The organism is Nostoc sp. FACHB-190 (assembly GCF_014696905.1).
GTDB lineage: Bacteria > Cyanobacteriota > Cyanobacteriia > Cyanobacteriales > Nostocaceae > Nostoc_B.
In genome coordinates, this window is sequence record NZ_JACJQW010000001.1 from 550,449 (window position 1) to 570,117 (window position 19,669).

A 19,669-nucleotide genomic window follows, 5' to 3' on the forward strand; every position below is an offset into this window, starting at 1 on the left:
TTGGCCAATGTCTTGCCATAACCCCGAAAAATTCCTATTGCTTAAATTGTCATTATGGTTGTTAACACAAATTAGAATGTATCTCGATAATAATATTTAGAGCAGGTGTATCCAGCGCGTGAAGTTATTCTTATACCACACTCCGGAATTAACTCCTAAAGATGAAATTCCAGACTGCGCGATCGCAGTTGATGTCTTGCGAGCCACTAGTACAATTGCCACAGTCTTAGCGGCTGGCGGTGAAGCAGTACAAGTCTTCAGTGATTTAGAAAAGCTCATCGAAGTTAGCGAACAATGGCCAGTAGAGAAACGCTTAAGAGCAGGAGAACGTGGCGGAGCTAAAGTCACTGGCTTTGAACTTGGTAACTCTCCCCTAGACTGTACACCAGAACTAGTGCATGGTCGCCGCTTGTTTATTAGTACGACTAACGGTACTCGTGCTTTACAACGAATCCAAAACTCTCCATCTGTATTAGCAGCCGCTTTAATTAACCGCGCTGCCATAGTAGATTTTCTGTTAGAAAAACAGCCCGAAACAGTCTGGATTGTTGGTTCTGGTTGGGAAGGGAGTTTTGCTTTAGAAGATACAGTTTGTGCAGGTGCGATCGCTCATAGTATCCTCGAAAAAACTCATGTGTCTCCAGATCAATTAGCTGGTAATGATGAATTGATTGGTGCGATCGCTCTTTACACCCAGTGGCAAGATAACTTGTTGGGATTATTTCATCATGCTAGTCACGGTAAACGATTATTACGCCTTGAATGTCATGAAGACCTGAAATATTGCTCCCAAACTGATATTTTGGATGTTTTACCAATGCAACAGGAAATAGGAGTTTTAAAAAGCAACAACTAAGCATTACTCAAACATCATCCAAAACATTCCCAAGTTTTTTCAGATGCTTATCTTAGTATTATTGGGGATTTTTTTAGATGCAAATGTAACAAATTTATCTTTGTTTATCTATCTGGAAGCTTAATCTTTACGTAACCCTTGTTCTGTTTGCATTCATGAATGATTAAAAATATCCCTGGTATCAATACCAGGGATATTTTATCAAATTATTTAATATAACATTTGTTTACTATTTAAAAAACTTAACTAAAATACTTCAGGCATAACTTCAGTACCGAACTAAAAACAGCCGTAATAGGTATTCTGAGCGATTTAAAATGGATTGGTAGGTAATTTTTCCATTTTCAACCTTACTTTTGCGCTTATATCTTTACTTCGGGCTGATTTTGCCATTTTAAATCTATAAAACAGCAAGAATTGGTCGCATTTTCTTACTGAGTTTCACAACAACTTGTGATGACATCATATTTGGCTGATAGTTGACTTGGGTGGTAATATTCTCAATAAGAAATTTATTACTTGGCCTAAATACCAGGAAAAAACAAAGATGTTATGAGCAGGTTATACACCAAGACTCATAGCAATGCAAATAAACTTGTTTATCTTGTCTGAAGATAGCTGATGAAAGCAGACAAATGCTTTTCTTAACTAATTTCAAACAGATAAAAAATCTCTGTCTAATTACGCCGAAACGCATAGTTAAGACAAGAGAATGGTCGAAATAAATGAAAATTTTCGTAGTTTTATCTAATACAACCAGACTGATAGCATGAATAAAAAATGGGCGGTCAAGCGAATAACCATCAACCTAGCACTAAACGAAGCGAAGAACCTGGAAAAATATTGTGACCAGACAGGAAGGCCAGCAACAGATGTCATCAGAGAACTGATTCGCGGATTGGCTACTACAAGGTCTGAGTAGGATTGCAGTTCGGTCTGTGTTGCAAACCGTTGTCTTGATAATTTTCTCAACTCTAAATTAAAGAGTTGGAGTGAAAAACTTAGCTCACAGGTAAGCCTCGGATGAGTTCCTCAATCACATTCGAGATTGCTTGGCCTGTTTGCCCACAATATTTCTCTAGCGTTTGAGCTTCGTCTGGAGTCAAGTCCACAGTTATTTGCTTGACTATTTGTTTTTTACTGGAGGTTGGAAAACTAGAAAATCCAAGCGCAGCTGTTCTATCCATCATTTTTTCAATGTGTATGGAGGCTAATTAAGATATTGCCAAGACTGCAACATCTTGACCAGTGAAAATCAAGATTTTGAGCTTAAAGTTAAGCTTTTACTTATCTTCGTTTTTCCAAAATTGAATTTAAAAGCAAAGAAATTAGCCTTTGAGAACCCAGTTTTATTAGTGAATACAGGCAAAATGTGTAAAAAACTCTCATAAATGGGGGGTTTAAGTCTTCTTATGGTTGAAAAATCCACATTTTTCGCAACAGCATAAGTAGCCTTCAAGATACTGGCAGATAGGAGATTATACAACAAACTATGCCTAATCCATTTTTAAATGAGCCTGACAAAGTAGAGGTTAAAACAGGCCACAGTATTTTGGTAGATCAACCACCATTGATGGATAGTAGTGATTCCTGTACTCCCACAAGAATTGATGCAGATATCTTAAATAAAACCCAGAAATTTTTAGATCGTGCCATCGTATCTGCTTGGCACGCCGTCAAATCTGAGCGAAGACCACCAGCTTTAACTCCTACACGTTGGGTATGGCGACTTGCTGGTTTTTACCATTTGTGTCATTCAACACCAAGACTCATGGAAAAAGCGCGATCGCGTTTTGCTGCAACCAATCGTCAGAGTTTGTCACAGTGGGCAGAACAAAAAGGTAGAGAAGAAGCAGGTCACGATATACTTGCACTGCGAGACATTCGCTCAATGGGGTATCAAGCTGAAGCTGTTGTCGGAGCATTTTATCCGCCTGCGGCTAAAGCATTGATGGATTATTTTGCTCAAAGCGCCGAGGATTCAGATCCAATTGATTGTGTAGGCTATTCCTATACAGCAGAACGCCTGGGTACATGTATAGGAGAAGCTTACATCCAGAAAGTAGAAGCATTACTACCACCAGGAATCAATGCCACTCGTTGTCTACGTGTACATAGTGCCATTAGCACCACAGAGGTACAGCACGTTAAAGAAACGGTGGCGATGATTACAGGGCTAACTCATCAAGAGCGTGATCGCGTGGTACAAGCTTGTTACCAAGCTGCTTTATTGCGTTTTAGCCCACCATCAGAAGCTTACATAACAGATGAGGAGATTGAGAATGTTTTAAAGCCGCTAAAACTGTCAATAAGCGCAGGTCAATCTAAGTAATCAACGGCTAACTTCCTAAAAAACAAAACTGAAATTTTGTCAGCAATTTTAACAACATAGAATTCGGTGCAACTACCAAGGAGAAGACCATGAAAACTGCAACATCCCCGCACAAAACTCTCAAACAGCCATCTTTTACCCAAGATGATGCTGCATTCCAGTACCAAACTTTAAATATTCAGGATTCTAATATTAATGTCAGCGAAAATAACTTAGTAATATTAGATGACACAGACTTGGAACTGGAGAAAATTATGTTTGAAGAATTCGTATATGGATTACCCAGTGACATTCCTATGGCTGATTTTTAGTTGCTTGTCTATCTACACAATTTTTAAATAGACCTTGAGCTAACTAGTACAACGCAGCGAACATAAAGATACCATTTCAAGTTAGTAAAAAGCTTGTTTTATAGGCTTTTTAACTGTTGAATTTTGACTTCTGGGTAGCGGTACTAGTGAATATCCCTCGATTGTTTAGTTTGTATTAAAGAAAGTTAAAAACTACTTAGACTCAAATAATCACAAATTAAACAATTCAGGGATTGATAGAAATAAACCTTTTAACCCAATACGGTTCAGTTAAGAGCATATTAGGTTGGGTGTAGCGATAGCGTAACCCAACCTACACCAGTCTAAGTTGTTGCCTTAACTGAACTGTATTGCCTTTTAACCAAATGGTTCCTAGCCAATTGCTCCCAAACCTTTAAGAGTAGAAATAGTAGCAGCGGTTAAACCTGTCATTCCCCTAATATTCATTCCTTCATAAAATCTTTGAGCTTTCAAAGTTTTTAAACACTCGCTTGTGTTGATATCCCAAAGTCGAATTGTTTCATCTGCACTACTACTAGCCAGAGTTTGATTATCTGCACTAAAGTTAATTGACCAGACCCAAGCAGAATGTCCAGATAAAGTTTTCTGACACTTAGCTGTATCCACATTCCATAACTTAATAGTGTAATCGGGACTGCTACTAGCTAGGATTTGTCCATTTTGACTAAAAGCCACAGCTTTCACAATACTATTTGCACAAACCTCAAAAGTTTGTACACATACACCACTGTTAACACTCCACAACCGTATTGTTCCATCATAACTAGCACTTGCCAGTAGTTCGCCATTGGGACTAAAAGCGATCGACCATACCCAATTTGTATGCCCCTCTAATGTATGTTTGCATTCACCAGTGTTGACATCCCATAACTTGACTTTCTGATCCCAAGAACCACTGGCCAATATCCTCCCTTGCGGATTAAATGCAACTGATTGAACAGCTGCATGATGTCCTTGGAGGATTTGTAAGACTTGACCTGTATTAATGTCCCACAACCTGATAGTTTGATCATCACTACCACTTGCTAACATCTGACCATCAAAACTGAAAGCAATTGACTGGACGGCAGCACGATGTTCTTGAAAAGTTTGCAAAGCCTGACCTGTCTTAATATCCCACAATTTGATACTTTGATCGTCACTAGCACTTGCTAAAATTTGTCCATTAGGACTAAACGTTACTGATCTAACGGCAGCACGATGTCCTGAAAAAGTTTGCCAGACCTGGCCTGTATTAACATTCCATAACCTCACTATACAGTCATGGCTTCCACTCACCAAAAACTGTCCATCTGGACTGTAAGCAACTGACCAGACTTGGCTCGTATATCCACTGAGAGTTTTGAGACATTGACCAGTACTAACGTTCCATAACTTTACGATTTGATCGTCACCGCCACTAGCCAGAATATCTCCTAGCAGACTAAAAGCCACAGAAAATACCCAACTGGAATGTCCTTGAAGAATTTTTAAGCATTGACCTGTATTTAAATCCCATAATCTCACTGTATGGTCGAGGCTGCCACTAGCGATGAGATGAGCTTGGGGATGAATGGCCACAGACCAGACAGCAGCATGATGTCCTTGTAAGGTTTTAATACATTCACCCGTGTCTATATTCCATAACTTCACTGTCTGGTCATCACTGCCACTGACAATTATCTGCCCATTAGGACTGAGAGTTAACGACCTAATACCATCACGATGTCCCTGCAAAATTTTGATACATTCACCAGTTTTGACATCCCACATCCGAATTGTGTCGTCATCACTACCACTCACGAGAGTTTGACCATCCAGAGTAAAAATTACACAAATGATCCAACTTGTATGTCCATGAAATGTTTGCAGGCATTCACCAGTACTAACATTCCACAGTTTGATAGTACGATCATTACTACCTGTTACTAGTGTTTTCCCATCTGGGCTAAAGGCAATTGTCCAAACTTCGTGTTCATGTTCTTGTAAAGTTTTCAAGCATTGACCAGTATGAGAATTCCACAACTTCACTGTATGATCACTACTACTGCTGGCTAAGATGCTGCCATCGGGGCTAAAAGAAAGTGATGGTACCCAGTTAGTATGACCTTGAAAGGTGAGAACTTGATTGCAATTGGTAACTTGGTATAGGCGAATTTCGCCATTGGTATCACCCATTGCTAAAAGTTTGCCATTAGGGCTAAAAGCAATAGATAAAACGCCGCCAAAGGTTTCTGCAAAAACAGACTTAGTTAAATCAGCGTTTTGAAAATTGACATTATGTAGTTTTACATTCCGCAAGTCTGCTTGCCAAACAGTTAATTGAGAGAAATCAAAACTAGTTAAATCTGTCTGGAGTTTACAAAACAAATTGAGAATATTTCCACCTGTATAACCTGGTTCCTGTGGTGATTCTTCTCGGAGTTTGGCTAAAATTTGAGTTAATTGGTTTTCAATTCTTTTTTTGCTTCTTAATGCCGTCAGCAAAGCATCAATGACTGGTTTCAGAATCAGGCGAATTTGCGTTTCTCTGATGTAGTCTTTTGCACTGGCCTTGATTAAAGCATGGCATCTCAAAAGTTGAATATGATCAGTGACAATTTCCTCACAGACTTGTTCTATTAATACCTGAGTCACATATTCCATGACTACAGGTTGTAAGGTAAAAGTGGCTGTGCTTTTTTCTACTAGCGATCGCCTCACCAAAGATTCTACCGCCTCTAGCAATTTTTGTGGTGCCACTGGCGAGACAATATCTTCCCGCAAGTCTGAGAGTGTCACTGGTTCACGATTAATTGCTAACCAGTACATAATTTCTTGTTCTAAATCTGACAACCGCTCAAACTGCTGGTCTAAAATATCTCGAATATCGCCAAAAACCACGGTATTTTGCTGTAAAAACTCGCTGACATTCCCCGCAAATACATCTTCAATGGTTGTAGCGACTATTTTCAAAGCCAAGGGATTACCACCATAGGATTCAATCATGGCTTTCCATTCTTCTTCGGCGGCCGATAACCCTTTGATTTTTAAAATTTCCTGTCCTTCAACTACCTTCAAGCCACTTAGTTGTAAGGAACGGACTGGTAAAGCTTCGCCTTCTAATAATGCGATTTCTTGGGGTTTTTCCCGACTGGTTAAGATTAAACAACTTTGGTGAGTCGCTTCTCCTAGACGTTTAAACAACTCACCATAACCTTCATATCCTTCCCGATATTTGCCGGCTCGACTACCATAACGTAATATTGATTCGGCATTGTCCAGAATTACTAGACAGCGATGATTTCGCAGATAATCAATTAACCTGGAGATGCGATCGCTTAAACTTTCGGGTAAGTTCGCTTCTGTTTCTTGCTCATCCGATAAAAATTGCAGTAATTGATTGATGATAGCTTTTACAGGTGGAGCTTCGCGGAGCGATCGCCAAATTACATATTCAAAATCTTCCCGAATTTCTTGCGCTAATTTTACAGCCAGCGCCGTTTTGCCAATACCACCCATCCCTAACAAGGCGATAAATTGGCAATGTTCATCTAAAATCCATTGTTCTAATGCAGCCAGTTCTTCTTTACGCCCATAAAAAACAGGTAAAAAACTTGCGTCTCCCCAATCTAAACGAGTATTAGAGCTTAAATAATCACTTTCATTGATTTTGACATCAAAAACTAAAAATAGTTTTTCCAGAGTCTTTTTATCAACTCCACCTTCTCGATTTAGTACTTTGGATATCGTACTAGGATGTAACCCCGAAAGTTCGCTGATATCTTCTAATGTGTAGCTATTGCCAAAATTTTCTTGTGCTTCTGACTTACGTTTTGCCTCCTGAAGTTTTTGTAAACCTCTAGTAGTAAGTGCAACACCACGCTTACGTCTCCAATTCTGTAAAACCATGTATTAAAACTATAATAACTATCACTTATCCCTGATATTTTTGGCTTTAAAAAAAGAATGTTACTAAGAAGTCAGCACTCAGGAGGAAAATGTGCCGTCGTGTTAGCGCAGTGCTAGTGACGTATGAGCGTCGGTAGTGCGTTGGGAAGACAGCGCGTTGCTTTGTTTGCCAAAGTTGTAGCAAGTGGCGTGCGACTGTCGTCGGCTTTGCGGCTCCTGAATTCTTACGAATGTGATGATTCTAAATTTATACACACAATCTTGGCTGGAAGATTCTGAGAATATGCCAGTTTTATGATCTTGAATAAAACGGACTGATCTGGAAATAGTGGCAAATTATTCTGAATGTATCAAAAGACAATTCAAAAGCTATGGTTTATGCGGAATTATTTATATACACCAGTAAGTAAATTAAACGTAATTTCGGCTGTATCTTAGCATATACCAGGTCAATACTCACTAAGAAAATCTTGGAGCATTACTTTTAATTTGATTCAGTTAGTATCAATTGCAAAAATCCCTTGGTTGATTTCCCAAGGGATTTTCAAGTGTCAAGCTATTAGATGATTAAAGATTAACGAGCGTTTGCCAAAAGTAATTCTCGTGTATCTGATTTACGGACTTTCACTTGTCCATCATCATCGACATCGACAATTGCTGTGTCACCATTGCCAATTTCGCCGGCTAGTAGTGCTTCCGCTAAAGAATCTTCTAACAGGCGCATAATTGCCCTGCGTAAAGGTCTAGCACCATAACTGGGGTTATAACCTTCATTGACGACCAATTCTTTAAATGCGTCTGTCACTTGCAAGGTGATACCTTTTTCTGTCAAGCGATTAGCAACCTCACGCAGCATAATCTCAGCAATTTGCTTGACTTCATCCTTACTCAACTGAGTGAAGACAATAATTTCATCAACTCTGTTGAGGAATTCGGGACGGAAGTAAGTTTTGAGTTCCTCATTTACTAAGTTACGAATGCGGTGATAGCTGGCTTCGGCTTGATTATCAAATTCAAAACCTAAACCACCGCCACCTTTTTCAATCACCTTAGAACCGATGTTAGAAGTCAAGATGATCAAAGTGTTCTTGAAGTCAACTTTCCGACCTTTGGCATCAGTTAGATGACCGTCATCTAAGATTTGCAGCAGCATATTGAAGACATCGGGGTGCGCTTTTTCGATTTCGTCGAACAACAGCACTGTGTAGGGTCTGCGCCGCACGGCTTCGGTAAGTTGACCGCCTTCATCGTAGCCGACGTAACCAGGAGGCGAACCAATCAACTTAGATACGGTATGGCTTTCCATGAATTCGGACATATCTAAGCGAATCATCGCTTCTTCTGCACCGAAGAAGTAGGAAGCTAAAGCTTTGGCTAGTTCTGTTTTACCAACGCCTGTGGGGCCGGAAAAGATAAAACTGGCTATTGGACGCTTGGGACTCTTTAACCCAACTCTAGCCCGACGGATGGCGCGAGATACAGAGGTAACTGCTTGTTCTTGACCGATTAAGCGTTGATGCAGGGTGTCTTCCAGGTGTAACAGCAACTCTGACTCAGATTCGGTGAGTTTGTTGACTGGGACACCAGTCCAAGAGGCGACGATTTGAGCAATGTCTTCTTCGTCAACAATGGGCTGAGGAATATTTTGGTCTTGGTGAATTTGCGCTTCCAGTTCTAATTCTTGGTCGCGCAGTTCGCCTGCTTTATCGAAGTCTTGAAGTCTGACGGCTTCATGTTTCGCTTTGGTGATGCTGGTTAGTTGACGCTTGAGTTCTTTGTTGGCGGAAATTTGGGAGTTCCGCAACCGGACACGGGAACCAGCTTCGTCAATTAAGTCTATGGCTTTATCGGGCAGGAAGCGATCGCTAATATAACGATCTGACAACTGGGCTGCTGCTAATACCGCCGCATCGGAAATTTCGACTTTGTGATGTTGTTCGTAAGCACCGCGCAAACCGTAAAGAATTTGGATGGTTTCTTCTACAGAAGGTTCACCGACCAAAATTGGTTGAAAACGGCGTTCTAAAGCGGCATCACGTTCGATGTGCTTGCGGTATTCATCCAGGGTGGTTGCACCGATACATTGGAGTTCACCGCGTGCTAAAGCTGGTTTGAGGATATTGGCTGCATCTAAGCCGCCTTCTGTGCCACCAGCACCCACAAGGGTATGAATTTCGTCAATTACTAGGACGATGTTACCGACAGAGCGGATTTCGTCCATGATTTTTTTCAGGCGTTCTTCAAAATCACCACGGAAGCGAGTTCCTGCGACTAATAAGCCCATATCAAGGCTAATTACTTGTTTATTCAACAACTGTTCAGGAACATCTTGGTTAGCAATACGTTGTGCTAAACCTTCTGCGATCGCAGTTTTTCCCACTCCTGGTTCACCAATCAACACAGGATTGTTTTTCGTGCGGCGACCGAGAATTTGAATGGCACGCTCAATTTCTTTTTCCCGACCAACTACAGGGTCTAGCTTGCCTTCTTGGGCGAGTTTGCTGAGATTTCTGCCGAACTCTTCTAGGGTGAGTGCTTGTTGGTTGCGGCGGGGACTACTACCACCTACAGCTACATTGCCATCTTCACCTAAACGACGTAAGACAGTAGTGCGGATGAGTCTGAGGTCAACCCCCAGATTTTGCAATACTTTAGCTGCAACACCTTCACCTGCTTCTGTTAAACCTAACAGCAAGTGTTCAGTGTTGATGTAGTTATGTCCTAGACTGTGAGCTTCTTTAAACGATTGCTCGAAGAGGTTTTTGACTTTTGGTGTAAAAGGAATTTCTGGCGGTACAAAGCCAGAACCTCTACCAATAATTTTTTCAACTTCCCGTCGTGCTTCTTTGAGGGTAACGCCCAACTCACTCAGCACTTTGGCAGCAACTCCCGTTCCTTCTCCGATTAAACCCAGGAGAATTTGTTCAGTTCCTACGAAGTTGTGTCCCAGACGACGTGCTTCCTCCTGAGCTAACATGATGACTTTAATGGCTTCGGAAGTGAAGTGTTCAAACATAGCGGGTTCTTGCTCCCTTGCTGCTTGGACTGGGGGTGATTGAGGTTCACCCTCGTTAAAACTTTTTCTATTTTCTTAAAGACAATGTATCTTTATTTATGATTGACTGGCAGTGGTGAGAGCCGTAAGCGTAAAGGTGTGTTTGCCCTCATCTTCTATTATCTGGCGTTGGACGGAATCTCAACTCTAGACTCAGAATGAATTAAGAATCCGACTAAAGGTATAAACTATGGCAGAACAGCACGGGAGTAAAGATCAACAACATCCACTTTACAACCGCGATCGCCCCTTTATTGATATTCTACTCGCTCAAGAGGCAACAGACTATAATTTGGCAGAATTGGCCCGGTTACGCATCCGTTATCAGGGCTTTCCCGGCGCACGGGACATCCAAAAAGACCTAGATAAAGTTTTGCAACAATGGGGGTTAACTGAAGCAGAACTTTTCGCTAAAACCCGCCAAATTCACGACGTAGGGGGGATTTACAAAAGTCGCGGTAAGAAAGAAGAACAAGATTGGAACTAATCCTTTGTTATCTATTTCGAGAAATATTAATCTGTAATACTCAGGACTTACGCAAAATCATGAAAAAACGAACCGCAAAGGGCGCAAAGGACACGAAGTTAAGAGGATTGGAGATGGTTCTTGCGTAAGTCCTAATACTTAATAAAATAAGATTTATAGCAAAAATATTGATTTTAGGCGGGGGTTGTGTTGAGAAACAAAATCCAACATCCCAAGAACTTTGCTTTTGCGTATAAACGCAAGGAAGTATTATCAGGACAATTGTTTACCTAGTTGGGTTTGATGCCTACTAATAGTCAGTTGGGGTGCCTGTATCGAATTTGCTACCATTTAACATATCGAATGTTGCAGCCGATTCATCTGGTTTGTATCGATGATCGAACCCAAAATTTGTATGTGTTGGCAGGGCAAAGCGAAGAAATCGAATTTGAAGTTACTCCGAATGGGGAGGTACTGTGATGAGTTCAGTTGATTATGCAGCGATGTCCTATCAAGAATTAAGGCGTTATTTTCTGACTCATCGAGATGATAATGCTGCGTTCCAAGCTTATTTGGCAAGGCGTAGAGAACGTTCACGTCCTGTGATCACAACAATCAACGATCCAGATTTTGACAGCAAAATTCAGGCGGCTATCCATCAGCAAATGGCAGAGTATCAGAGTGGCAAGTCAAGCTAAATGTTAGCGCGATCGCCATCTTTCAGAACTTGCTTAAAGATCGCAGCCTAATTACTTAGAAAAGTAAGTTTGTAAAACAAACCCGAACTCAACAAAGCGAAACTCCTACCTGCTGCCTTACTTGATAAAGTATGAGTAGGTGCATCCATCTGCGGATAACATCACCCCACACTTACAAAAAATTCTGCCAACAACCCCTTGACTCTCCAGTTAGCTAGAGACTTCAAGATGAAGATAGTCGTTAGCTATTGGGGTGAGTCAAATGGAAAATGCCACATTGAAGCTGCGCGGGATGAGTTGCGCCTCCTGTGCCAAAAATATTGAAGATGCTATTAGTGCTGTCCCTGGTGTGAATGAATGTAGTGTGAATTTTGGCGCAGAACAGGCAACAGTTAATTATGATTCCAGAAAAACAGATTTACCAGCTATCCAAAATGCGGTGGATGCGGCTGGTTATTCTGCCTATCCTTTACAAGAACAAAATTTGCTGGCGGGTGAAGATGACGAAGAAAAAAGACATCGCCAGCAAACATCCCGTGATTTGCAGCGAAAGCTCATAGTAGGGGGGATAATTAGCAGTTTACTGGTGATTGGCTCATTGCCAATGATGACAGGATTGCACCTACCTTTCATTCCTGGATGGTTGCATAACCCTTGGCTGCAATTAGTTCTGACTACTCCTGTACAGTTTTGGTGTGGTAAAAGTTTTTATGTCAATGCGGGGAAAGCGTTCAAGCGTCATACTGCCACAATGGATACTTTAATCGTGTTGGGTACGAGTGCAGCATATTTTTATTCCCTATTCGCTACAATATTTCCCGGCTTTTTCATTACTCAGGGATTGATGGCAGATGTATATTATGAAACTGCGGCGATTGTGATTACTTTGATTTTATTAGGACGGCTGTTTGAAAATCGTGCCAAAGGACAAACTTCCGAAGCCATCCGTAAGTTGATTGGTTTACAGGCGAAAACTGCGCGGTTGATTCGCAACGGACGAGAAATAGATGTACCGATCGCACAAGTACAGATTGGTGATGTGGTGCTGGTGCGTCCTGGAGAGAAAATTCCGGTTGATGGGGAAGTGATTGATGGGAAATCTACAGTTGATGAAGCGATGGTGACTGGTGAAAGTATTCCTGTGAAAAAGCAACCAGGAGATGAAGTGATTGGCGCAACCATCAACAAAACTGGTAGTTTCCAATTTCGGGCCACAAGAGTAGGAAAAGATACAGTATTGGCGCAAATTGTCCAATTAGTACAGCAGGCGCAAGGCTCAAAAGCACCCATTCAAAGATTAGCAGACCAAGTTACAGGCTGGTTTGTGCCGGCGGTAATTGCGATCGCCATCCTCACTTTTATTATTTGGTTCAACATCACAGGTAATATCTCTTTGGCATTGATTACCACAGTTGGAGTATTAATCATTGCTTGTCCTTGTGCCTTGGGTTTAGCCACACCAACTTCAATTATGGTAGGCACAGGTAAAGGCGCAGAAAATGGCATTTTAATTAAAGGTGCAGAAAGTTTAGAATTAGCCCACCAAATTCAAACAATTGTCTTAGATAAAACTGGCACAATTACCCAAGGTAAACCCACAGTTACAGATTTTGTCACAGTTAACGGTACGGCTAATAGTAACGAAATTCAGTTAATACAACTAGCCGCCTCTGTAGAACGCAATTCCGAACACCCATTAGCCGAAGCAGTGGTGAGATATGCTCAATCTCAAGATGTTAGCCTCATAGATGTTCGAGATTTCGCTGCGATCGCTGGTTGTGGTGTACAGGGTATCGTGGCAAATCGGCTGGTGCAAATCGGTACACAACGCTGGATGAAAGAGTTAGATATTAACACCGCAGATTTGCAACCAAATCAAGAACGCTTAGAATACTTGGGTAAAACGGCAGTTTGGTTAGCAGTAGATGGTGAAATCCAAGGATTAATGGGGATTGCTGATGCGATAAAACCGACTTCTCCCCAAGCTGTGCGAGCCTTGCAAAAACTGGGTTTAGAAGTTGTAATGCTCACAGGTGATAATCGCCACACTGCCGAAAGTATTGCCCGTGAAGTTGGGATTACTAGAGTCTTAGCTGAAGTTCGTCCTGAGCAGAAGGTAGAAGCAATTAAGTTGTTGCAAGGGGAAAGGTGGAGGGAGACGAGGGGGACAAGGGAGACATGGGGGATAAGGGAGACACGGGAGAATTACTCAGCACTCAGCACTCAGCACTCAGCACTTAAAACTCAGCACTCAATTGTAGCGATGGTTGGTGATGGGATTAATGATGCACCGGCTTTGGCGCAAGCGGATGTGGGAATTGCGATTGGTACAGGTACAGATGTGGCGATCGCAGCTAGTGACATCACCCTCATCTCTGGTGATTTGCAAGGTATAGTCACAGCAATTCAACTCAGCCGCGCCACTATGCGTAATATCCGCCAAAATTTATTTTTTGCGTTTATCTACAACGTCGCGGGTATTCCCATCGCTGCTGGAATCCTGTTCCCGATATTTGGGTGGTTGCTCAACCCCATCATTGCAGGTGCAGCAATGGCTTTTAGTTCAGTTTCTGTAGTCACTAATGCGCTGCGTTTGCGGCACTTTCGAGCCAAAGTAATTGGCTAAGGTATTTTATCTTCCTTGTCCTGTCATTAAATCAACACCTAACTGATTAAATCAGTACGAGGTTTAAAGGTTTCAATTTGTCGAATTTTTTCGTACAGTTCTTTTTCTTCAGGGCTAATATTTTTCGGTGTAACTATCTGAATTTCCACCAATTGATCGCCGCGTTTACCGTTATCGGTAGGGTAGCCTTTATTTGCCAAGCGGAATCTTTGACCAGACCTCACTCCGGGTGGGATGGTCATTTTTACGGGGCCGTCGAGGGTTGGTGCTTCAACAGATCCGCCTAAAACCGCTTCGCTGGGAGTGACTGGTACTTGACAGGAAATGTTTGCGCCTTCTAGTTTAAACAAAGGATGTGGCTCGACGGTAATTTTAAGGTATAAATCGCCACCGCCAATACCTTGATTTTTCAGGCGAATGCTTTGGCCTGTGACCATAGCTGGAGGCATTGTCACTTCTAGCGATCGCCCATCTTCTAAACGAATGCGTTCGTTACCACCTTGATAAGCCTTTTCTAAGGGTAAGGTTAATCGCGCTTCAATATCTCGCCGTGTTGGTTTGGGGGGGTTTTTAGGAACTGTGTATTGAACTTTGCTATTCGGCGAACGAAACGGATCGGTTTTGGTATTACTGCCATTTCGGGTGTCTTGGCGACTACCAACACCAACTACTTGATTGATAAAGTCTTCAAAGTTGGCAAATTGACTGGGGTCGACTTGATTACCATTGGTGCGATCGCTTGGTTTTTCTCCCCAAGCTTTTGGTTTTGGTGTTTTTTTGCCTGCAAAGCCTTGTTGCTTCCAATAGCGGCTAAACTGGTCGTATTGCGCTCTTTTAGCAGTATCAGAAAGCACTTCGTAAGCTTCATTCACATCTTTAAATTTTTCTTCGGCTGCCTTATTCCCTGGATTCAAATCAGGGTGATATTGTCTAGCTAGTCGCCGATAATTCTTTTTAATTTCTTCATTAGAGGCATCTTTAGGTACTCCCAAAATCTCGTAGTAATCGCGGAAATTTTGCAAATTTTGCATAGTCAGTTATTTAAATTTAGATTTTAGATTTTAGAGGTTGGTAATAATTTTTAAGTAACTAGTAATACTATTTACCAATTACTTAATACTTATCACCAATGACTAAATCCGTATTTTGAATCAAGTTTCTTAATCAAGTAAAGGAGGGGGAGTACTACAACCAATCATCTTCATCATCCCAATTATCTTGATAGCTGGGGCGAGATGGGCGGCGTGTGGGGCGACTGTCGTAGGCGGAAGAACGGCTATCTCTATCTCTGCCATAATCTCGGCTGTAATCTCTACCATTGTCCCTACCGTAGTCGCGGCTGTTGTAGGAATCCCGATCGCGGTAGCTATCGCGGTAGTAATCTGGTTCGCGATCGCGTTCTTTGTCGCCGCCTCCCGTGAAGATTTCTTTAATTGTGCCTAACAAGTCGTCGTCTTCGTCTTCAGCGTAATACTGACGGACTTCTCGGTTCAATTCATAAAGGGCATCTTGTAAATCGGCGTAGGTTTGATCAATACCGCGATCGTCGTTGGCTTGTAAACTTTCTTTCAGTTCGCGGCAAATATTATCAATGCGTTGACGACGACTGCGGGCAAATTGCATCCCAAATTCTAGGGCGACTTCTCGCAGTTGGCGTTCTGATTGTAAAATCAATGCTTCCGCACGGGTGCGTTTTTCTACACGTTCTTTGCGTTCGCGGTCAACATCAGCGTATTTTTGTGCATCCTGAATCATCCGGTTAATTTCCGATTCAGTCAAGGTAGAAGCACCTTGAATGGTAATACTTTGTTCTCTACCTGTCGTCCGGTCTAAAGCTGTTACCTGTAAAATACCGTTGGCATCAATATCAAATGATACCTGAACTTGGGGAATACCGCGCGGGGCTGGGGGAATGCCATACAACTTGAACCGTCCCAGAGATTTGTTATCTCCTGCCATATCCCTCTCACCTTGGACTACGTGAATTTCCACGGTGTTTTGATTATTTTCGGAAGTGGAGAAGATATCAGAACGGCGAACGGGGATGGTTGTATTGCGGGGGATGAGTTTTTTCATCACGCCGCCAATGGTTTCTAATCCCAAAGATAAAGGTGTGACATCCAACAACAGCAAGTCTTTCAGTTCCCCAGCCAGGATACCTGCTTGAATGGCTGCACCCACGGCGACGACTTCATCAGGGTTAACGTTTTCGTTGGGTTCAATGCCAATTAAATCGCGGACTAATTGTTTCACCATTGGCATTCGCGTCGAACCGCCCACCAACACCACTTCTTCGATGTCTTCCGGCCTGAGTCCTGCATCTTTTAATGCCCGTTTGACTGGAGTGCGGACACGTCCTAGTAAATCACTACACAAAGCTTCAAATTGAGAACGAGTCAGGCGTGTTTCGATGTGTTTTGGCCCGTCCTCTGTAGCGGTGATGAAGGGTAAGTTAATATCGGTAATGCTCACCGCCGATAATTCGATTTTAGCTTTTTCGGCGGCTTCCATTAACCTTTGTAGAGCTTGGCGATCGCGTCTTAAGTCTACACCTTCCGTCTCTAAAAATTGTTCTGCTAACCAATCAACTATCTTTTTATCAAAGTCATTACCCCCCAGTTGTGTATCACCACTGGTTGATTTAACTTCAAATACCCCATCGCCAACATCTAAAATCGATACGTCAAAAGTTCCGCCACCCAAGTCAAAGACTAAGATGGTTTCGGTATCACCCCGATCTAAACCATAAGCTAAAGAAGCGGCTGTAGGTTCATTGAGAATCCGCAACACTTCCAAACCAGCAATTCTGCCAGCATCGCGGGTGGCTTGTCGTTGAGAATCGTTAAAATAAGCCGGAACTGTCAAGACTGCCCCAGTAACGGGTTCCCCTAAATAACGGCTGGCATCATCGGCTAATTTTTTCAGTACCATTGCCGAAATTTCTTCGGGGGCAAAATCTTTACTCAAACGGGGACAAGCAATTTTAATATTGCCGATGTCGTCTTTGCGGATGGTGTACGGCACACGTTTCGATTCGGGATTCAGTTCGCCATACTTCCGCCCAATAAAGCGTTTAACTGCAAAAAAAGTATTCTGGGGGTTGAGGACGGTTTGCCGCCTTGCCATTTGCCCAACCACTCTCTCGCCATCTTTGCTGAAACCAACTACGGAGGGTGTTGTTCGCATTCCTTCTGCATTGGCAATCACCACCGGCTTGCCACCCTCCATCACGGCGACTACTGAGTTGGTTGTACCCAAGTCGATGCCGACTACCTTGCCCATGCGTTACTCTTCTCCTAGTGCGTCTTATATCTATTAATTTATTATGATTGTCCAAGACTACCAATAGCAGTAAGCTATTAGTGGAAAACACCTCAATGGTATAATAATCAATTGAGGCAAAAGCTGAATAAATTTAAGGTTAAAGAGCTAGTTGCAAGACTAGGATAGCATTCACGACGCTAAGTATGTCCCAGCATCGGGAAATCTCCATAGTGGAAAAACTCTACTTTATCAGTGCTTTAAGTTGGGAAATCCACACTTCTGTAATTGATTTTTGGCAGAACTACTAATTATTGGTGGGTTAACTTCATACTTTATCCTTAATACTTCCGTTGAATTTACAAGAGCAATTACAAATCCATCTCTCTGAAATTGCAAGAGAACGTGATCCTTTCTTGGCAACAGCAGGACATTTCTTTGTCCAAGAATATATTCGTCAACAATTTTCCCAATGGGGAAGTGTGGAAATCCACACCTTTAAAGTGAATGGGAAAAGTTGTAATAACCTGATTTTAAATTTATCTGCTGAAGGGAAGCACCAAAATTTACCCCCGATTTTGATGGGGGCGCACTATGACGCTGTGCCAGGAACCCCAGGGGCAGATGATAATGCGACAGGAGTGGCGGTGTTATTAGAATTAGCCCGGAAATTTGCCGCAGAACCAGCTAAATATCCGTTGCGACTGGTTGCGTTTGATATGGAAGAATATGGTTTACTCGGTAGTGCGGAATATGCCGCTTTATTGCATCAACAACAGCAACCACTCCGGTTAATGATTTCTTTGGAAATGCTGGGTTATTGCAACTTTATCCCAGGTTCCCAGCGTTACCCTAGTCCGTTGGAGAAATTTTACCCCAATACAGGTGATTTTATTGCTTTAATCGGCAATTTGCGAACAATCCGCGATTTAATCAGCCTCAGTCGGAGTATTCGGAAAGTGGGTGTACCTAGCCAGTGGTTGCCAGTACCCAACCGAGGCTTAATTGTACGTCAAACCAGACTCAGTGATCATGCACCATTTTGGGATTTGGGCTATCCCGCCATTATGGTGACAGATACGGCATTTTTACGGAATCCCCATTATCATCAACCCAGCGATAATATTGCTTCCTTAGATTTAAATTTTCTCACTGGTGTTTGCCAAGGTTTGGAACAGGGAATTAGACGGTTAAGTTAATTGTAATTATTTCAATTAGCTATACTATCTTGTAGTGATCGCGCCGCATTTGATTGTGTTGTAATCAAGTCTTCGATATTATGTTTGATTGTGTTGCAAATGGCATCTAATGGGAGGTCGTTATCATCATAACCAAAGGGATTTTCAATTTCCAACCCAATCGCCTCAACGCCAAATACGGTAAAGCTAACAACAGCCACCATAAATCCTGTCCACCAGCCCAATGTATCTACTACTTGCAAAGGTAATAAGCAACAATATACAAGTAACAGTTGCTTCAGATGAATTGCATAAGCTAAAGGCATTGGTGTTTTTAAAATACGTTCGCAAGAACCTAAATTATCGACAAGTATATTTAAGAGTTCTTGCAGATTAATTAATTGATATGTATGTAAACAGTCACGATTGTACTGTTCCTGTAAATAATCGCTAATCCAAAAAGCTACTTCTAAAGGCAAATTCTCGATAGTAGATAACTCGTTATATCGAGCATTAGACATTAATTGTTTTAATTCTTGATTTTCTCGTTCTCCCCGGAGATGCAATTTTGTAGCTACTGAAAAAGCGATAATTAGGCGTAATGTGGCAATTTTATTCTCTCTATCTTCAGGAGATTTTTCATTAATAGTTACCCAAACTTGTCTGGCTAAATTCCTGGTAGTATTAACTAAATTTCCCCAACAGCGTCTGCCTTCCCAAAAACGTTCATAAGCAGTATTTGTCCGAAAAACCAACAATAAACCTAACACCAAACTCGGCAAAATCGTGCCAATCATCGGTTTGGATACAGGCCATTCTAAATAATGCAGGACAGATATAATAAATCCAAACAAGCCACACCACAAAACCCGTTGATAAATTGATGAGACAACTGACCCTTTTAACTGAAAAGCCATCTGAAACCAGCGAATCTTCTCAAGTGTCATACCGTCTACCTCAAGGAACATCTAGGTAACAAATCAAGCAAATAATCT

The 19,669-nt window shown here is 41.8% G+C and carries 15 protein-coding genes; 9 read left to right on the top strand and 6 right to left on the bottom strand.

What is annotated here, in order from left to right:
- Positions 1–118: 118 nt before the first annotated feature.
- Positions 119–856, top strand: a complete 738-nt coding sequence (locus tag H6G28_RS02510) for a 2-phosphosulfolactate phosphatase family protein (protein ID WP_190668751.1) — start codon at positions 119–121, stop codon at positions 854–856.
- A gap of 769 nt (positions 857–1,625) precedes the next feature.
- On the top strand, positions 1,626–1,778 hold the full coding sequence (locus H6G28_RS36655; protein ID WP_062289322.1) for a ribbon-helix-helix domain-containing protein: 153 nt from the start codon (positions 1,626–1,628) through the stop codon (positions 1,776–1,778).
- 79 nt (positions 1,779–1,857) lie between these two features.
- Here H6G28_RS36655 and H6G28_RS02515 read toward each other — a convergent pair whose 3' ends face one another.
- Positions 1,858–2,046, bottom strand: coding sequence for a CopG family transcriptional regulator (locus H6G28_RS02515; protein WP_313933864.1), 189 nt, complete (start codon positions 2,044–2,046; stop codon positions 1,858–1,860).
- Between the two features lie 302 nt (positions 2,047–2,348).
- Between H6G28_RS02515 and H6G28_RS02520 the strand changes: the two genes are divergently transcribed.
- Both H6G28_RS02520 and H6G28_RS02525 read left to right on the top strand, forming a co-directional pair.
- Positions 2,349–3,188 carry a hypothetical protein gene (locus H6G28_RS02520; RefSeq protein WP_190668753.1) on the top strand — a complete coding sequence of 280 codons (840 nt, stop codon included), beginning with the start codon at positions 2,349–2,351 and terminating at the stop codon, positions 3,186–3,188.
- An 89-nt stretch (positions 3,189–3,277) separates the two neighbouring features.
- Positions 3,278–3,499 carry a hypothetical protein gene (locus H6G28_RS02525; RefSeq protein ID WP_190587991.1) on the top strand — a complete coding sequence of 74 codons (222 nt, stop codon included), beginning with the start codon at positions 3,278–3,280 and terminating at the stop codon, positions 3,497–3,499.
- 372 nt (positions 3,500–3,871) lie between these two features.
- On the opposite strand, the gene H6G28_RS02530 is transcribed toward H6G28_RS02525, so the two are convergent.
- Entirely contained in the window at positions 3,872–7,390 is a 3,519-nt protein-coding gene (locus H6G28_RS02530) for a WD40 domain-containing protein (RefSeq protein WP_190668755.1), read from the bottom strand.
- A gap of 574 nt (positions 7,391–7,964) precedes the next feature.
- Positions 7,965–10,406: an ATP-dependent Clp protease ATP-binding subunit gene (locus H6G28_RS02535; RefSeq protein ID WP_190668757.1), complete on the bottom strand. Its 2,442-nt coding sequence runs from the start codon at positions 10,404–10,406 to the stop codon at positions 7,965–7,967.
- A gap of 229 nt (positions 10,407–10,635) precedes the next feature.
- Between H6G28_RS02535 and H6G28_RS02540 the strand changes: the two genes are divergently transcribed.
- From H6G28_RS02540 to H6G28_RS02550, 4 genes are all read left to right on the top strand, one after another.
- Positions 10,636–10,932 carry a DUF3288 family protein gene (locus H6G28_RS02540; protein WP_190587988.1) on the top strand — a complete coding sequence of 99 codons (297 nt, stop codon included), beginning with the start codon at positions 10,636–10,638 and terminating at the stop codon, positions 10,930–10,932.
- A gap of 282 nt (positions 10,933–11,214) precedes the next feature.
- On the top strand, positions 11,215–11,391 hold the full coding sequence (locus tag H6G28_RS37745) for a DUF6888 family protein (RefSeq protein ID WP_397328983.1): 177 nt from the start codon (positions 11,215–11,217) through the stop codon (positions 11,389–11,391).
- Positions 11,391–11,609 (top strand): DUF6887 family protein, encoded by a 219-nt coding sequence (locus tag H6G28_RS02545; protein ID WP_190668759.1) that lies wholly within the window; start codon positions 11,391–11,393, stop codon positions 11,607–11,609. Before H6G28_RS37745 ends, H6G28_RS02545 begins: the two co-directional genes overlap by 1 nt.
- 262 nt (positions 11,610–11,871) lie before the next feature.
- Positions 11,872–14,235, top strand: coding sequence for a heavy metal translocating P-type ATPase (locus H6G28_RS02550; RefSeq protein WP_190668760.1), 2,364 nt, complete (start codon positions 11,872–11,874; stop codon positions 14,233–14,235).
- Positions 14,236–14,273: 38 nt separating this feature from the next.
- On the opposite strand, the gene H6G28_RS02555 is transcribed toward H6G28_RS02550, so the two are convergent.
- Together H6G28_RS02555 and dnaK are read right to left on the bottom strand one after the other, a co-directional pair.
- Positions 14,274–15,266: a DnaJ C-terminal domain-containing protein gene (locus H6G28_RS02555; protein WP_190587985.1), complete on the bottom strand. Its 993-nt coding sequence runs from the start codon at positions 15,264–15,266 to the stop codon at positions 14,274–14,276.
- A 154-nt stretch (positions 15,267–15,420) separates the two neighbouring features.
- Entirely contained in the window at positions 15,421–17,517 is a 2,097-nt protein-coding gene (dnaK, locus tag H6G28_RS02560; RefSeq protein WP_190668763.1) for a molecular chaperone DnaK, read from the bottom strand.
- A gap of 332 nt (positions 17,518–17,849) precedes the next feature.
- Here dnaK and H6G28_RS02565 point away from each other — a divergent pair, with 332 nt between their 5' ends.
- Positions 17,850–18,695, top strand: a complete 846-nt coding sequence (locus tag H6G28_RS02565) for a M28 family peptidase (RefSeq protein ID WP_190668766.1) — start codon at positions 17,850–17,852, stop codon at positions 18,693–18,695.
- An 11-nt stretch (positions 18,696–18,706) separates the two neighbouring features.
- Here H6G28_RS02565 and H6G28_RS02570 read toward each other — a convergent pair whose 3' ends face one another.
- A complete protein-coding gene (locus H6G28_RS02570; protein ID WP_190587982.1) occupies positions 18,707–19,621 on the bottom strand; it encodes a bestrophin family protein in 915 nt (304 codons plus the stop codon).
- Positions 19,622–19,669: the final 48 nt, after the last annotated feature.

Coding starts and splice junctions, on each gene's coding strand:
- H6G28_RS02550 (WP_190668760.1), top strand. CDS start 11,872: ATGGAAAATGCCACATTGAAGCTGCGCGGGATGAGTTGCGCCTCCTGT.
- H6G28_RS02540 (WP_190587988.1), top strand. CDS start 10,636: ATGGCAGAACAGCACGGGAGTAAAGATCAACAACATCCACTTTACAAC.
- dnaK (WP_190668763.1), bottom strand. CDS start 17,517: ATGGGCAAGGTAGTCGGCATCGACTTGGGTACAACCAACTCAGTAGTC.
- H6G28_RS02520 (WP_190668753.1), top strand. CDS start 2,349: ATGCCTAATCCATTTTTAAATGAGCCTGACAAAGTAGAGGTTAAAACA.
- H6G28_RS02535 (WP_190668757.1), bottom strand. CDS start 10,406: ATGTTTGAACACTTCACTTCCGAAGCCATTAAAGTCATCATGTTAGCT.
- H6G28_RS02525 (WP_190587991.1), top strand. CDS start 3,278: ATGAAAACTGCAACATCCCCGCACAAAACTCTCAAACAGCCATCTTTT.
- H6G28_RS02545 (WP_190668759.1), top strand. CDS start 11,391: ATGAGTTCAGTTGATTATGCAGCGATGTCCTATCAAGAATTAAGGCGT.
- H6G28_RS02555 (WP_190587985.1), bottom strand. CDS start 15,266: ATGCAAAATTTGCAAAATTTCCGCGATTACTACGAGATTTTGGGAGTA.
- H6G28_RS02530 (WP_190668755.1), bottom strand. CDS start 7,390: ATGGTTTTACAGAATTGGAGACGTAAGCGTGGTGTTGCACTTACTACT.
- H6G28_RS02570 (WP_190587982.1), bottom strand. CDS start 19,621: ATGACACTTGAGAAGATTCGCTGGTTTCAGATGGCTTTTCAGTTAAAA.
- H6G28_RS36655 (WP_062289322.1), top strand. CDS start 1,626: ATGAATAAAAAATGGGCGGTCAAGCGAATAACCATCAACCTAGCACTA.
- H6G28_RS02515 (WP_313933864.1), bottom strand. CDS start 2,046: ATGATGGATAGAACAGCTGCGCTTGGATTTTCTAGTTTTCCAACCTCC.
- H6G28_RS37745 (WP_397328983.1), top strand. CDS start 11,215: ATGCCTACTAATAGTCAGTTGGGGTGCCTGTATCGAATTTGCTACCAT.